Source organism: Methyloversatilis universalis EHg5 (assembly GCF_000378945.1).
Lineage (GTDB): Bacteria > Pseudomonadota > Gammaproteobacteria > Burkholderiales > Rhodocyclaceae > Methyloversatilis > Methyloversatilis universalis_A.
Genome location: NZ_KB900539.1, coordinates 1028607 through 1042690, shown reverse-complemented (window position 1 = coordinate 1042690; position 14084 = coordinate 1028607). Strand labels below are relative to the sequence as shown.

16 protein-coding genes are annotated in these 14084 nt (G+C 67.1%); 10 read left to right on the top strand and 6 right to left on the bottom strand.

Going from position 1 to position 14084, the window contains the following annotated elements:
* The first annotated feature begins 55 nt into the window (after nt 1-55).
* From ftsZ to METUNV2_RS0104760, 3 genes are all read left to right on the top strand, one after another.
* Complete coding sequence (gene ftsZ / locus METUNV2_RS0104770; RefSeq protein ID WP_018228354.1) at nt 56-1219, top strand: cell division protein FtsZ; 1164 nt, start codon at nt 56-58, stop codon at nt 1217-1219.
* 118 nt (nt 1220-1337) lie between these two features.
* Nucleotides 1338-2282 carry a UDP-3-O-acyl-N-acetylglucosamine deacetylase gene (gene lpxC, locus METUNV2_RS0104765; RefSeq protein ID WP_018228353.1) on the top strand — a complete coding sequence of 315 codons (945 nt, stop codon included), beginning with the start codon at nt 1338-1340 and terminating at the stop codon, nt 2280-2282.
* Between the two features lie 9 nt (nt 2283-2291).
* A complete protein-coding gene (locus METUNV2_RS0104760) occupies nt 2292-2474 on the top strand; it encodes a hypothetical protein (RefSeq protein ID WP_018228352.1) in 183 nt (60 codons plus the stop codon).
* Between the two features lie 26 nt (nt 2475-2500).
* Here METUNV2_RS0104760 and METUNV2_RS0104755 read toward each other — a convergent pair whose 3' ends face one another.
* Nucleotides 2501-2938 carry a DciA family protein gene (locus METUNV2_RS0104755; protein ID WP_018228351.1) on the bottom strand — a complete coding sequence of 146 codons (438 nt, stop codon included), beginning with the start codon at nt 2936-2938 and terminating at the stop codon, nt 2501-2503.
* Between the two features lie 22 nt (nt 2939-2960).
* Between METUNV2_RS0104755 and METUNV2_RS0104750 the strand changes: the two genes are divergently transcribed.
* From METUNV2_RS0104750 to METUNV2_RS0104740, 3 genes are all read left to right on the top strand, one after another.
* Nucleotides 2961-3926, top strand: coding sequence for a M23 family metallopeptidase (locus METUNV2_RS0104750; protein WP_018228350.1), 966 nt, complete (start codon nt 2961-2963; stop codon nt 3924-3926).
* Nucleotides 3927-4117: 191 nt separating this feature from the next.
* Nucleotides 4118-6847: a preprotein translocase subunit SecA gene (gene secA, locus METUNV2_RS0104745; protein ID WP_018228349.1), complete on the top strand. Its 2730-nt coding sequence runs from the start codon at nt 4118-4120 to the stop codon at nt 6845-6847.
* 79 nt (nt 6848-6926) lie between these two features.
* A complete protein-coding gene (locus METUNV2_RS0104740) occupies nt 6927-8135 on the top strand; it encodes an aminotransferase class I/II-fold pyridoxal phosphate-dependent enzyme (protein WP_018228348.1) in 1209 nt (402 codons plus the stop codon).
* A gap of 10 nt (nt 8136-8145) precedes the next feature.
* Here METUNV2_RS0104740 and METUNV2_RS0104735 read toward each other — a convergent pair whose 3' ends face one another.
* The 4 genes from METUNV2_RS0104735 to rsmI all read right to left on the bottom strand — a co-directional run bounded on the left by METUNV2_RS0104735 (nt 8146) and on the right by rsmI (nt 11378).
* The gene (locus METUNV2_RS0104735) at nt 8146-8841 is read right to left on the bottom strand and encodes a DUF3025 domain-containing protein (protein WP_018228347.1); all 696 of its coding nucleotides are present in this window, start codon (nt 8839-8841) and stop codon (nt 8146-8148) included.
* A gap of 95 nt (nt 8842-8936) precedes the next feature.
* Nucleotides 8937-9368, bottom strand: a complete 432-nt coding sequence (locus METUNV2_RS0104730; RefSeq protein ID WP_018228346.1) for a hypothetical protein — start codon at nt 9366-9368, stop codon at nt 8937-8939.
* 16 nt (nt 9369-9384) lie between these two features.
* Nucleotides 9385-10428, bottom strand: coding sequence for a dihydroorotase (pyrC, locus tag METUNV2_RS0104725; protein WP_018228345.1), 1044 nt, complete (start codon nt 10426-10428; stop codon nt 9385-9387).
* A gap of 104 nt (nt 10429-10532) precedes the next feature.
* Entirely contained in the window at nt 10533-11378 is an 846-nt protein-coding gene (rsmI, locus tag METUNV2_RS0104720) for a 16S rRNA (cytidine(1402)-2'-O)-methyltransferase (RefSeq protein WP_018228344.1), read from the bottom strand.
* Between the two features lie 128 nt (nt 11379-11506).
* On the opposite strand from rsmI, the gene METUNV2_RS0104715 reads away from it, so the two are divergent.
* From METUNV2_RS0104715 to METUNV2_RS0104700, 4 genes are all read left to right on the top strand, one after another.
* On the top strand, nt 11507-11881 hold the full coding sequence (locus METUNV2_RS0104715; RefSeq protein WP_018228343.1) for a YraN family protein: 375 nt from the start codon (nt 11507-11509) through the stop codon (nt 11879-11881).
* Entirely contained in the window at nt 11865-12239 is a 375-nt protein-coding gene (locus METUNV2_RS0104710) for an HIRAN domain-containing protein (protein WP_018228342.1), read from the top strand. Before METUNV2_RS0104715 ends, METUNV2_RS0104710 begins: the two co-directional genes overlap by 17 nt.
* 121 nt (nt 12240-12360) lie before the next feature.
* The gene (locus METUNV2_RS0104705; protein WP_018228341.1) at nt 12361-12951 is read left to right on the top strand and encodes a phosphoheptose isomerase; all 591 of its coding nucleotides are present in this window, start codon (nt 12361-12363) and stop codon (nt 12949-12951) included.
* Complete coding sequence (locus tag METUNV2_RS0104700) at nt 12951-13595, top strand: BON domain-containing protein (RefSeq protein ID WP_018228340.1); 645 nt, start codon at nt 12951-12953, stop codon at nt 13593-13595. The genes METUNV2_RS0104705 and METUNV2_RS0104700 overlap by 1 nt, the downstream gene beginning before the upstream one ends.
* A gap of 39 nt (nt 13596-13634) precedes the next feature.
* Here the strand turns inward: METUNV2_RS0104700 and METUNV2_RS0104695 are convergent, their stop codons facing one another.
* Nucleotides 13635-14060: a nuclear transport factor 2 family protein gene (locus METUNV2_RS0104695; RefSeq protein ID WP_018228339.1), complete on the bottom strand. Its 426-nt coding sequence runs from the start codon at nt 14058-14060 to the stop codon at nt 13635-13637.
* Between the last annotated feature and the right edge of the window lie 24 nt (nt 14061-14084).

Here is a 14084-nt window from a genome sequence, read left to right as displayed (position 1 = left end):
TAGCCAAAGGGGTCTTCCGGCCCCGAGGCGTTCGTGGAAAACAGGAGGGCGGGTAATGTTCGAGATTCTCGACAAGGAGCCGGTGGGCGCTGTGATCAAGGTGATCGGCGTCGGTGGAGCCGGTGGCAATGCAGTCGATCACATGATCCGTGAAGGTGTGCATGGCGTGGAATTCATCGCCGCCAACACCGACGGCATGGCACTGAACCGCAATCTCGCCCCGGTCAAGATCCAGCTCGGCAAGAACGGCCGTGGCGCCGGCGCCAAGCCGGAAGTGGGCCGCACCGCCGCAGAGGAATACCGCGAACACCTCGCCGACCAGATGCGCGGCGCCGAAATGGTGTTCATCACCGCCGGCATGGGCGGCGGCACCGGCACCGGTGCAGCGCCCATCGTCGCCGAGGTCGCCAAGGAGATGGGCATCCTGACCGTCGCCGTCGTGACCAAGCCCTTCGACTACGAAAACCGCATGCGCGCTGCCGAATCCGGCATCGATGAACTCGCCCGCCACGTCGATTCCCTCATCGTCGTGCTGAACGAGAAGCTGATGGAAGTGCTGGGCGAAGACGCCAGCCTGGAAGATGGCTTCAAGGCTGCGGACAACGTGCTGCGCAACGCGGTCGGCGGCATCGCCGAAATCATCAACATTCCGGGCCTGGTGAACGTCGACTTCCAGGACGTGCGCACCGTGATGGGTGAAATGGGCCGCGCCATGATGGGTTCGGCCGAAGCCGCCGGCATGGACCGCGCCCGCATCGCCGCCGAACAGGCCGTTGCAAGCCCGCTGCTCGAAGGCGTCGAACTGTCCGGCGCACGCGGTGTGCTGGTGAATATCACCGCCAGCCGTTCGCTGAAGATGAAGGAAGTGAAGGACGCGATGGAAACCGTGCGCGCCTTCGCCGCCGAAGGCGCCCATGTCATCTTCGGCACGGTGTTCGACGATTCGATGGAAGACCGTCTGCGCGTTACCGTGGTCGCCACCGGCCTCGGCGCACCGCGCGCGATGAGCAGCAAGCCGCCGATGACCATCATCCGCACCGGTACCGACGATGTCGCGATGCCCGCTGCCGCCACCGGCACCGACTACTCGCATCTGGACATCCCGGCGGTCATGCGTGGCCGCGGTGGCCGCACCGCCTCTTCCGCGGTCGAAGCCATGCGCGCCAACGGCGTAGAAACCCTGGACATCCCGGCCTTCCTGCGCAAGCAGGCCGACTGAGCGTCCTCCGCAGCATCCGTCCGGTCACCCGCCCGACCGGACGGAAACGCCCTGTTACACGGGCATGACGCGAAGGTGAGATAATCGTGAATATCCGCTTTCAGCTGTCGTTCCAGCCATGATCCGGCAACGCACCCTCCGCTCCATCGTCCGCGCCACTGGCGTCGGGCTCCATTCCGGCCTCAAGGTCAATCTCGAACTGCGCCCGGCTCCGGTCGATACCGGCATCGTGTTCCGTCGTGTAGACCTGACTCCGCCGGTTGAACTGCGTGCCGACGCGCATGCGGTCGGCGACACCCGTCTCGCCTCCTGCATCGGTCGCGAAGGCGCCACCATTTCCACCGTCGAACACCTGATGTCGGCACTGGCCGGTCTGGGCGTCGACAACGTGTTCGTCGATGTCGATGCGCCCGAACTGCCCATCATGGACGGCTCGGCATCGACCTTCGTCTACCTGATACAGCAGGCCGGCATCGTCGAACAGCAGGCCGCGAAGAAATTCGTGCGCGTGCTGAAGACGGTCGAGGTGAAGGACGGCGACAAGTGGGCGCGGCTCGATCCGTACGAAGGCTTCAGCCTCGAATTCTCTATCGAGTTCCGCCATCCGGCGATCGAACGCACCGGTACGCAGGTGAAGGTGGATTTCGCTCACCAGTCCTATGTGAACGACGTGGCGCGCGCGCGCACCTTCGGCTTCATGCACGAGGTCGAATACCTGCGGCAGAACGGGCTCGCTCAGGGTGGCAGCCTGGAAAACGCCATCGTGATGGACGAGTACCGGGTGCTCAACAGCGACGGCCTGCGCTACGCCGACGAATTCGTGAAGCACAAGGTGCTGGACGCCATCGGCGACCTCTACATCCTCGGTCACCCGCTGCTGGCGGCTTTCTCGGCCCACAAGTCCGGCCATGCGCTGAACAACGCGCTGCTGCACGCACTGCTGGCCGAACAGGATGCCTGGGAATGGGCCAGTTTCGACCAGCCGGCCGCCACGCCGTCGGCGGTGTCGCACCAGTACCGGCCGCTGATCGATGACAGCGGCTCGGCACCCGCCTTTGCCTGAGCACCGCGCGTGCTGATCGTCCGGCTGATCGGGGTATTGCTGATCATCGCGGTCGGCGCCTGCTTCCTCGCCTTCGTTCTGACCGGTGACCGCCGCTATCTGGCACTGGCCTGGCGGCTGATCCGCTACGCGGTGATTGCGGTGCTCGGCTTCTTCGCCCTGCTGGCGCTCGAACGCGTCATCGTGCTCTAGCGCTCCCGCGCCCGCTTTTCCGCCGTTCAGCCCTTCTTCGCGCGCTCGATCAGATGTTCGATCGCCTGCCTCAGCGCGCTGTCCGCCTGCAGTGACGAGACCCCTGCCTGCAGCCCGCGCCGCGCCTGTTCACTCACCGGTCTGGCCGCCACCGTTGCCGGAACCCTTGGCGGATCAAATGCTTGCACCTTCACCCTGACTTCGGTAACCTCGCCCGCACTTTCCTGCAGCGCGATTCTGGCGCTGGGCAGCAACTGCTTCAGCCGGTGAGCAACGGCGCCCGATGAGGCGCTGACCACCACAACACCCTGCTTCACATTCATCACCCGACTGACCTGTGTCAGCTCGGGCGGCAGAAATTTTTCATACGCTCTCTGCACGCGGGCAATCAGCCGCACATGTGCAGACAGGGTGGCCAGTGCGTCCTGCGCGTCGAGATGATGGTGCAGCGGGCGTGCGGACATAAGAAGATTCTTGGGAGCGGATGTGCAGATTATTCTGGTTTCCGACCGCCTGACAACGGCCAAGGCCATCACCATCCGGCCCTGGCATCTTTTCGGCGCACTGTTTGCCTTCACCACGCTGGTCCTGCTGCTGGCCTCGGCCTTTTCCTTCATCACGCTCAAGCACGCGAGCAGCCTGCGCCTGCCGGTGATCGACGAAATGATCGCCGCCGCCCGGGTTCAGGAAACAGAGCGCAGCGAACAGTTCGTCCGCGAGAACCTGAACACGATGGCGATCAAGCTGGGGCAGATGCAGGCCCAGCTGATACAGCTGGACACCCTGGGCAGCCGGCTGGCCAAGCTGGCCGGTGTCAAGGCGCCGGAACCGGTCACCGATCGCCCGCTGCCCGGCCGGGGCGGTCCGCTGATCACGCCGGAAACGCTGTCGGCCACCGAGCTGGAAGCGCAGATGAAGCATTTTTCCGACCTGCTGGCGCAGCAGGACGACTATCTGGGCGTGATCGAGTCGGAACTGCTGCTGGACCAGGCCACGCTGTCGCTGGTGCCGTCCACGCTGCCGGTCACCGGCGGCACCTGGAACGCATCCGGCTTCGGCTGGCGCATCGACCCCTTCAACGGCTCGCGGGCGATGCATGAAGGCGTGGATTTCGTCGCCGACGTCGGCACCCCCATCATTGCCGCCGCCGCCGGCGTGGTGATCGACGCCAGTTTCCATCCGCAGTACGGCAATGTGGTCGAGATCGACCACGGCCGTGAACTGACCACCCGCTATGCGCACGCCAGCAAGCTGCACGTAAAACCGGGCATGGTGGTGCGCCGTGGCCAGAAGATTGCCGAGGTGGGCAGCACCGGCCGCTCGACCGGCCCGCACCTGCATTTCGAAGTGCGGGTGAAGGATGTGGCCCAGAACCCGAACCGCTTCCTTGAACTGGCCCGCAAGGCCCTGCCGCCGGGCGCCCGGATAGAAACCGCCGGCCGCCGTCCCTGAAGCGCCGCACGCGGCGCGCACGCCACGGCCGGGAACCCCGGCCGCCGCATCCAGTCCCTTGCTGCCGCCGGTGACTTCGTCACGCAACACCGCCGGCGTACGCTGGTCGCCGGACCGGGCCACTTCGGCCCGCATGCTAGAATCCGCGACTTTTCCGCCATCGGTTCGCCCGCCACGGGCCTCTGTCTTCGATGATTGCTTCCCTGTTCACCAAGATTTTCGGCAGCCGTAACGACCGCCTGCTGAAAAAGTATCGTCCGGTCATCGCGCGCATCAATGCGCTGGAATCCGAACTGTCCGGACTGAGCGATGAAGCGCTGGCCGGCAAGACTGCGGAATTCAGGCAACGCCTGGCCGATGGCCAGACGCTGGACGACCTGCTGCCAGAAGCGTTCGCCGTGGTGCGCGAAGCGAGCAAGCGGGTGCATGGCATGCGCCACTTCGACGTGCAGATGGTGGGCGGCATCATGCTGCACACCGGCAAGATCGCGGAAATGCGCACCGGCGAAGGCAAGACCCTGACCGCGACACTGCCGGTCTACCTGAATGCGCTGGCCGGCAAGGGCGTGCATGTGGTGACGGTGAACGACTACCTCGCCAGCCGCGATGCCGAACAGATGGGCAAGCTGTACGCCTTCCTCGGCATGAGCACCGGCGTGAACCTGTCGCGCATGCCGCACGACGAGAAGCAGGCCGCCTACGCAGCCGACATCACCTACGGCACCAACAACGAATTCGGCTTCGACTACCTGCGCGACAACATGGTCTATTCGACCGGCGAGCGGGTGCAGCGCGGCCAGAACTTCGCCATCGTCGACGAGGTGGACTCCATCCTGATCGACGAGGCGCGCACGCCGCTGATCATTTCCGGCCAGGCGGACGACCACACCGACCTCTACGTGAAGCTCAACGCGGTCGCGCCGCTGCTCGCCCGCTGCGAGAAGGAAGACGGCCCGGGCGACTACTGGGTGGACGAAAAGGCGCACACCGTGCTGCTGACCGAAGCCGGTCACGAGCACGCGGAAGATATCCTGACGCAGCACGGCCTGCTCGAAGCCGGCCGCAGCCTGTACGAGCCGGCCAACATCACGCTGGTGCACTTCCTGTACGCCAGCCTGCGCGCGCACAACCTGTATTTCCGCGACCAGCAGTACGTGGTGCAGAACGGCGAAATCATCATCGTCGACGAATTCACTGGCCGCCTGATGCCGGGCCGCCGCTGGTCCGACGGCCTGCACCAGGCGGTGGAGGCGAAGGAAGGCGTACAGATCCAGGCCGAGAACCAGACCCTGGCCTCGATCACCTTCCAGAACTACTTCCGCATGTACGGCAAGCTGGCCGGCATGACCGGTACCGCCGACACCGAAGCGTACGAGTTCCATCAGATCTACGGTCTGGAAACCGTGGTCATCCCGACCCATCGGCCGATGGTGCGGAAGGACAACAACGATCTGGTCTATCGCACCGCGAAGGAAAAGTACGCCGCGGTCATCGCCGACATCAAGGACTGCCATGAGCGCGGACAGCCGGTGCTGGTGGGCACCACCTCGATCGAGAGCTCGGAGCTGCTGTCCAACCTGCTGAACCAGGAAAAGCTGCCGCACCAGGTGCTGAACGCCAAGCAGCACGAGCGCGAAGCGGACATCGTCGCCCAGGCCGGACGGCCGGGCGTCATCACCATCGCCACCAACATGGCCGGCCGCGGCACCGACATCGTGCTCGGCGGCAATGTCGAGAAGCAGGTGCAGGCGCTGGAGCGCGACGACAGCATGGGCGAGGCGGACCGCGCCGCGCGCATCGAAAAGCTGCGCAGCGAATGGTCCTCGCTGCACGAACAGGTGGTGAAGGCCGGTGGCCTGCACATCATCGGCACCGAGCGCCACGAATCGCGCCGCATCGACAACCAGCTGCGCGGCCGTTCCGGCCGTCAGGGCGACCCGGGCTCGTCGCGCTTCTATCTGTCGCTGGAAGATCCGCTGATGCGCATCTTCGGTGGCGAGCGCCTGAACGCCATCATGATCCGTCTCAAGATGCCGGAAGGCGAGGCGATCGAGCACGCGATGGTTAACCGCTCGCTGGAATCGGCGCAGCGCAAGGTCGAACAGCGCAACTTCGACATCCGCAAGCAGCTGCTCGAATACGACGACGTCGCCAACGACCAGCGCAAGGTGATCTACGAACAGCGCAACGCGCTGCTCGAAGCCGAGAACATTTCCGAAACCATCACCGCGATGCGCCACAGCGTGCTGGAAGACACTTTCCGCCAGTACGTGCCGGCCGAAAGCGTCGAGGAACAGTGGGACCTGGCCGGTGCGCAAGCCGCCTTCCTGTCCGAGTTCCGCATCGACACGCCGTTCGCGGAATGGATCGCGGCCGAGCCGAATCTGGCCGATGACGATCTGCTCAAGCGCGCTCAGAGCCTGTCGGACGACCAGTACGCGGTGAAGGTGGCGCTGGTGGGCGCCGATTCCTTCGGCCAGTTCGAACGCAACGTGATGCTGCAGAGCCTGGACAGCCACTGGCGCGAACACCTGGCCGCGCTGGACCACCTGCGTCAGGGCATCCACCTGCGCGGCTACGCGCAGAAGAACCCGAAGCAGGAATACAAGCGCGAAGCCTTCGAACTGTTCGAAGGCCTGCTCGATCAGGTGCGTGTCGAGGTCACCCGCGTGCTGGTGAATGTCGAGATCCGTTCGCAGGAGCAGATCGAGGAGAGCGAACCGACGCCGCCGCAGCTGGACAACATGCGTTTCACGCACGCCGACTTCGACCCGGCCATGGCGCGCGACGATGTGGATCCGCTGGCGCCGCCGGCCGGCGACAACGCACCGGCGCAGAGCGGCCCCAAGGTCGGCCGCAACGACCCCTGCCCCTGCGGCTCGGGCAAGAAGTACAAGCAGTGCCACGGCCGCCTCGCCTGAGGCAGTCCGGCACTTCGGGGCGGCCTCAGGGCCGCCTTTTTTGTTTCAGCCGCCCGTACGGCCACAGGAGCCCACCGACATGAGCACCGACACGCCCGCCGCCCTTCCGTTTCCGGTTTCCCGGCGCGCCCGCGACATCGCGCCCTTCTTCGCGATGGAAATCGGCAAGCAGGCGGCCGCGCTCGATGCGCAGGGGCGGCGGGTGATCCGGCTCAATATCGGCGAACCGGACGAAGGCGCGCCGCCGGCGGCCCTGGCCGCACTGCGGACGCAGCTGGACGGCCGGCCGGTGCCCTATACCGACGCGCTCGGCCTGCCCGCCCTGCGCAGCGCCATCGCCGGCTTCTACCGGCAGATGCACGGCGTCGAGATCGATCCGGGCCGGGTGGTGGTGACTGCAGGCGCTTCGGCCGCACTGCTGCTGCTCACCGCCGCGCTGGTCGATCCGGGTGACGAGGTCATCGTGGGCGACCCGTCCTACCCGTGCAACCGCCAGTTCCTGACCAGCTTCGGCGCCGACATCCGGCTGGTACCGACCACCGCGGCCAGCCGCTTCCAGCTGGACGCTGCCGCGGTCGACGCGTACTGGAGTGCACGCACCCGCGGCGTCATGCTGGCTACGCCGTCCAACCCGACCGGCACCTCGATCGCGCCGGCGGAACTGGACGCGATCTGCGCCCTCACCCGCGCCCGCGGCGCCTGGTGCATCGCCGACGAGATCTACCTCAACCTGCAGCAGGACGACGCGCAGGGCCGCGCACCGCAGACCGCGCTGGCGCGCAATCCGGACGTGTGCGTCATCAACAGCTTCTCGAAGTACTTCGGCATGACCGGCTGGCGGCTGGGCTGGTGCGTGCTGCCGGACGCGCTGGTGCCGGCGGTCGAGCGGCTGGCGCAGAACTACTACATCTGCCCGCCCACCACCGCCCAGATCGCCGCGCTGGCCTGTTTCACGCCGGAATCGCTGGCGGTATGCGAACAGCGCCGCGCCGGTTTTGCGCTGCGCCGGGGGCTGGTCACGCGCGGCCTGACCGACATCGGCCTGCCGCCGGCGGTCGCACCGGACGGCGCCTTCTACGCCTGGTTCGACGTGAGCGAAACCGGCCTGCCTGCGTGGGACTTCTGCCAGCAGGCGCTGCAGCAGGTTCAGGTCGCCCTCACCCCCGGCCGTGACTTCAGCGTGCTGGAGCCGGAGCGCTACGTCCGCCTGTCCTGCGCCGCCTCGGTCGAGGATCTGGATGAAGGGCTGGCGCGACTGGGCCGCTTCGTGGCCGGCCTGCGCGGCTGACGCCGGGCGCTCAGATGCGCGCCGGGCGGAACTGGCGGGTATCGTCGAAATAGGCGGGGTCGAGATTGTCCGGCGTCATGCCGGGCAGACCCAGCACCGGCAGCGGCTTCAGATCGCGCGGTGTGGCCGGCCACTGCCCGGCTTCGATGCGGGACGCCAGCCAGCGGTCGAAGGCCGCGACATTGGTGAGCACATCGGCGGCGCCGCCCGACAGCTCGTCCACGTGCAGATGGAGCACCTTGGCGCACAGACCGATATGCGGCGCGCGCGCCTTGTCCATCAGCGCATGACCAATCACGTGCAGCCGGGCCCGTTCGAGCGCGGCGCGACGCTGATGCATGGCTTCGCGCCAACGGTGGCTGCGCAGCGCATCGATGAGCGCGGCATCGTCACTTACCAGCACCAGACCGTCCTCGTCGAACTGGGTCAGCGCGTCGCGCACCTGGCCGCGTTCGCCGGCCGGGCGCAGTGCGATTTCGGCGCAGTGGCGCGCATTCATCGCCGCCTTGATACGCGGATAGCGCAGCCACACCAGCGCGTTGAACAGGTCGTGCCAGCAGGCATCGCGGGTGCCGACCCGTCCGGTGGCGGCGATGCGCGCCTCGTAGCCACCGGGCTCGCCCGGCGCATCAGCGGTAAAGGTGAGCGGAATGCCGGCAAAGTTCAGCGGCCGGCCCACCGTGGCCGCCAGCCGGTCGATGCACACCGCGTCGGGCGGACCGTCCGGCGGCAGACGCTGCAGCAGGGCGTGAACACCCGCATGCAGCGGGCCGGTGCCGACGAGGTCGGCGAGCGACGGCGTCAGGATGGGTCGGCGTCCTTCTTCACCGGCACGAAGGTGAAGTCGTCACCCTTCTTGCGGAAGGTGCCGATGGCCGCCGGCTCGGTGGCCGGCTTGTCGATCACCGCGAACACGCAGTCATTGGTATTGACCGCATACCAGCGGCTGGAACCCTGACGCAGCAGGTAGCGGTTCGGCTCGCCGCCATCGAACACGGTCACCACCGCGGTATTCAGCCGCGCCGGCTTCATGTCGAAACGGCGCTGGCAGGTCGGCATGCGCGACACCACCACCGCCATTTCGTACTGGTCGCTCCAGAAATACGGCTTTTCGCGGTTGATGATGAGGGCGTGTTCCTTGCCCTCGATCATGTAGGCGGCGGTGTCGATTTCGCAGCCGGCCAGCAGGGCGGCGAGCGGCAGCAGAAGCAGCGTGCGCAGGTGTCGTGTCATGGATGGACGGCCGGGTTCATTCGAGGCGCCAGGCCACGCGCTCACCCGCGCGCAGCGGCACCAGTACATCACCATCGGCAAATGCCTGTTCCGCCTTGACCTCCCAGGATTCGCGCACCAGGGTGATCTGCGACGCATTGCGCGGCAGGCCGTACCAGTCCGGGCCATTGAAGCTGGCGAACGCTTCCAGCTGGTCGAGCGCGCCGGCCGCGTCGAACGCTTCGGCATACAGCTCGATGCCTGCGTGCGAGGTGTAGCAGCCGGCGCAGCCGCAGGCGGCTTCCTTCGCGCCCTTGGCGTGCGGTGCCGAATCGGTGCCGAGGAAGAAGCGGCGGTTGCCCGACGTGACTGCGGCCACCAGCGCCTGGCGATGCACTTCGCGCTTGAGCACCGGCAGGCAGTAGTGATGCGGCCGCACGCCGCCGGCGAAGATCGCATTGCGGTTCATCAGCAGGTGATGCGCGGTAACGGTGGCGGCAATGTTGTCACCGGCCGCAGCGACGAATTCGGCGGCGTCCTGGGTCGTGATGTGCTCGAACACCACGCGCAGCGACGGATGACGGGCCAGCAGCGGCCGCAGCACGCGCTCGATGAACACCGCTTCGCGGTCGAACACATCCACGTCACCGTCGGTCACCTCACCGTGGATGAGCAGCGGCAGGCCGCGCTCGGCCATGCGCGCGATGGCGGCGTCGCAGCGGGCGACGTCGGTCACGCCGGAATCGGAATTGGTCGTCGCGCCCGCCGGGTAGAGCTTCACCGCCTTCACGAAGCCGGATTCGATCGCACGATCAATCTCGTCGGGCGCGGTGTTGTCGGTCAGGTAGAGCGTCATCAGCGGCTCGAAAGCCGGCAGACCCGGCGTGGCGGCGTGGGCCGCCAGGATGCGGTCACGGTAGGCGGCGGCCAGCGCCACCGTGGTGACCGGTGGCCGCAGATTGGGCATCACGATGGCGCGGCCGAAGCGGCGCGCGGTGTCCGGCAGCACCGCCGTAAGCGCGGCGCCATCGCGCAGGTGCAGATGCCAGTCGTCGGGGCGGGTGAGGGTCAGTCGGTTCAAGAGCGTTCCAATCAGTCAGCGGAACCCGCCGGCGTCGCGCCGAGGGATGGGTCGCCTGTGATTATCCCGCATAGTCGCCCGCCCGCCCAAGCCGACCGGCCGCTTCAGTCGTCTTCGTCGTCCTGCGGTGCGTCGACCGCCTGTGCCATCGCGTGGTCGTACAGCAGCTTGCGCGGTGCCCCGGTGATGGCCTGGGCCAGCTTCACCGCACGGCTGGGCGGCAGTTCGTCCAGCAGCAGGTCCAGCGTGCGACGCGCATCGGCGCCCAGCCCCTCTTCCGGCCGCGCACCGGCCAGCAGCAGTACGAATTCGCCGCGCTGACGGTTGGCGTCGGCCGCCAGCCAGGCCGGCGCCTCAGCCACCGGCAGGCGAACGATCTGTTCGAACAGCTTGGTCAGTTCGCGCGCAATCACCAGTTCGCGCTCCGGCTGCATGACCGCCGCGATGTCGGCCACGCAGTCGACGATGCGGTGCGGCGCTTCGTAGAACACCAGCGCGCAGTCCTCGCCGCGCAGCGCTTCCAGCGTCTTGCGGCGGGCAGCGGACTTGACCGGCAGGAAGCCGACGAAGCGGAACTGGGCATCCAGCAGGCCGCTGGCCGACAGCGCCACCACTGCCGCACTCGGGCCGCTGACCGGTACCACGCGATAGCCCGCCTCCTGCACCGCGCGCACCACCCGGGCGCCCGGGTCGGACACCGCCGGCGTACCCGCATCCGACACCAGCGCCACCCGCTTGCCGTCGGCCAGCGCGGCGATGAGCCGCTCTGCACCGGCGCGTTCGTTGTGCTCGTGCACTGCCACCAGCTGTGCGCCCAGACCGAGGTGGCTGGCCAGACGCGCGGTTTCGCGGGTGTCCTCGCAGGCGATCAGGTCGGCGGCACGCAAGGCCGCGATGGCGCGCGACGACAGCTCGCCCAGGTGACCGATGGGCGTGCCGACGACATACAATGACACTGTCTTGAATTCGGACTGGGAATCGTCATGACCGGAAGCGGGAGAGGCGTGCATGCTCATCGTCGTGCGGGCTGCGGGCGGGCCGCCATTCTGAGCGCCGCTGCCCGCGGCCACAAGCCGGCATGAAAGCGCCGGCCGACCCCAGGGCCGCCCACGGCGCGGCCGCCGAAGCGCTGGCCGCCCGCTTCCTGCAGTCGCAGGGCCTGACCGTGATCGGCCGCAACCTGCGCTGGAAAGACGGCGAACTCGATCTGGTATGCGAGCACGGCGATACCCTGGTGTTCGTCGAGGTACGCATGCGCCGCAACGACCGCTACGGCGGCGCCGCCGCCAGCGTAGGCGCGGCCAAGCAGGCGCGGGTGATCCGCGCCGCGCAGCACTGGCTGGCCGCACAGGGTCGGCGCATGCAGGCCCGGCCCGCGCGTTTCGACGTGATCGCGATGCGCGCACTCGACATGCAGGGCATCGAGTGGATACGCGATGCGTTCGGTCTTTAGCCTGTGCGCGCTGCTTTGCCTGACCCACGCCGCTCACGCCGGCGATCTGCGCATGCTGGCCCAGCGCTCGCCGCTGGCCGGTGCGCAGTTCCACCGGCTGGCCGAAGTGTGGCCACAGCTGTCGGTCGGCGACCCGCTGACGCTGGAGCGGGAGCCGGACAACCGGCACGACCGCCGGGCGGTGCGGGTGCTGTGGCGCGGCGTCATGATCGGCTACCTGCCACGTGCGGCGAATTTCGAGGCGGCCGACGAAATGGACGCCGGCGCCCGGCTCAGTGCACGCATCGGCCGGCTGGCGCCCGACCCGGACCCGTGGAAGCGGCTGCGGGTGGATGTGTGGGTCGAACTGGCGCGCTAACGACCGCCTCCGGCCCGAAAATTTGCAAGCGCAGGTATCGGTCTGCAAGCAGTCTTCACAAAACCGGCCAGCGCAGCCGATCTTGGTACACTGCCGGCCACAGACAACGCTGCGAGCTCACATGAATCTGGTTTCACGCATTTCAGAGCACTTCATCGACAGCGCGCAGACCAAGCTTTCGTCCACCGAAGTGCTCGCCGCGCCGATCGCCGACGCGGTCGAAGCCATGGTGGAAAGCCTGATGGCCACCGGCAAGATCCTCGCCTGCGGCAATGGCGGTTCGGCGGCCGACGCCCAGCATTTCGCGGCCGAACTGGTCGGGCGCTACGAGCGCGAGCGGCCGGAACTGGCGGCCATCGCGCTGACGGTAGACAGTTCCATCCTGACCGCCATCGCCAACGACTACGCCTTCGAGCAGGTGTTCGCCAAGCAGGTGCGCGCGCTGGGCCAGCCGCAGGACGTGCTGCTGGCCATTTCGACGTCCGGCAACTCGGCCAACGTGATCGCCGCGATCAATGCCGCCCACGAGCGCGAAATGCGCGTGGTCGCGCTGACCGGCCGCGGCGGTGGCCGGATTACGGAACTGATGAGCGATCGCGACATCCACATCTGCGTACCGGCCGAACGCACCGCACGCATCCAGGAAGTTCACCTGCTGACGCTGCACTGCCTGTGCGACGGCATCGATTGCATGCTACTGGGAACCGAATGATGACCAAAACCCGCACCACCCCTTCCTACACCCGTCCGCTGCTGATCGCCGCGCTGATCGGCCTCACCGTGCCCGCGCTGCAGGGCTGCTTCCCGGTGGTCGCTGCCGGCGCCGGTACCGCGGTGCTGTCGGCTCTTGACCGCCGCACCAGCGGCACTCAGGTCGAGGACGAAGGCATCGAACTGCGCGCCGGCAACCGCCTGCGCGAAAAGCTCGGCAACCGCGCCAACGTGAGCGTGACCAGCTACAACCGCAACGTACTGCTGACCGGTCAGGTGGCCGACGAAGCCACGCTGGCCGAAGCGGCCACCATCGTGTCGGAGGTACCGAACGTGCGCGGCGTGAGCAACGAAACCGAAATCGCCGGCGTGTCTTCGCTGACCCAGCGCTCGAACGACGCGCTGGTCACCTCCAAGGTGAAGGCGCGCATCCTCGATTCGCAGCGGGTGAATGCCAACCACGTGAAGGTGGTGACCGAGAACGGCCGGGTCTATCTGATGGGCCTGCTGACCGAAGCCGAAGGCCGGGCCGCGAAGGAAGTGGCCGCCTCGACCTCCGGCGTGCGCAAGGTGGTTGCCATCATCGAAACCATCTCGCCGGAAGAAGCCCGCCGTCTCGACGCCACGGGCAGCGCGAAGAAGTGATGCGCTGAGGGTCGGGTGCGCATCCGCGCCCGACCCGTTTCACCCCGCCGCCAGCCGCCTGCGCAGCGCGCGCAGCACGAAGCCGATCAGCGGCAGTTTCTCGTACAGCTCCTGTGCTGCATCCCAGTAATCCCGGTGATCGATCACCCTGCCCTGCGCGTCGAAACGCAGGCGGGTGGCACCGACGATGGACTGCGCACGACCGCGCATGACGAAATGCATGGTCCATTCCAGCCATGCTGCATCGCCTTCGCACATCGCCGAATGCACCTTGAAGCGCGGCGTCTCGACCTGTTCGAACATGTGACTGAAGATGCGTGCGACTGCAGCGCGCCCACGCACGTCGTTGAACGGGTCGCAGAAGTGCGCATGATCTGCATAGAGCGCGGCGAGCGTGTCGACAGTGGCGGGCGTCAAGGTTTCGAAGACCGAGATCAAGGTGCGCAAGCGGGCATCGGCAGGCATTCGGACATCTCCATTCTTGGGATC

Bases quoted from the DNA above. Each gene is read 5' to 3' on its own strand.
- ftsZ (WP_018228354.1), top strand. From the start codon at position 56: ATGTTCGAGATTCTCGACAAGGAGCCGGTGGGCGCTGTGATCAAGGTG.
- lpxC (WP_018228353.1), top strand. From the start codon at position 1,338: ATGATCCGGCAACGCACCCTCCGCTCCATCGTCCGCGCCACTGGCGTC.
- METUNV2_RS0104755 (WP_018228351.1), bottom strand. From the start codon at position 2,938: ATGTCCGCACGCCCGCTGCACCATCATCTCGACGCGCAGGACGCACTG.
- secA (WP_018228349.1), top strand. From the start codon at position 4,118: ATGATTGCTTCCCTGTTCACCAAGATTTTCGGCAGCCGTAACGACCGC.
- METUNV2_RS0104740 (WP_018228348.1), top strand. From the start codon at position 6,927: ATGAGCACCGACACGCCCGCCGCCCTTCCGTTTCCGGTTTCCCGGCGC.
- METUNV2_RS0104730 (WP_018228346.1), bottom strand. From the start codon at position 9,368: ATGACACGACACCTGCGCACGCTGCTTCTGCTGCCGCTCGCCGCCCTG.
- METUNV2_RS0104715 (WP_018228343.1), top strand. From the start codon at position 11,507: ATGAAAGCGCCGGCCGACCCCAGGGCCGCCCACGGCGCGGCCGCCGAA.
- METUNV2_RS0104710 (WP_018228342.1), top strand. From the start codon at position 11,865: ATGCGTTCGGTCTTTAGCCTGTGCGCGCTGCTTTGCCTGACCCACGCC.
- METUNV2_RS0104705 (WP_018228341.1), top strand. From the start codon at position 12,361: ATGAATCTGGTTTCACGCATTTCAGAGCACTTCATCGACAGCGCGCAG.
- METUNV2_RS0104700 (WP_018228340.1), top strand. From the start codon at position 12,951: ATGACCAAAACCCGCACCACCCCTTCCTACACCCGTCCGCTGCTGATC.
- METUNV2_RS0104695 (WP_018228339.1), bottom strand. From the start codon at position 14,060: ATGCCTGCCGATGCCCGCTTGCGCACCTTGATCTCGGTCTTCGAAACC.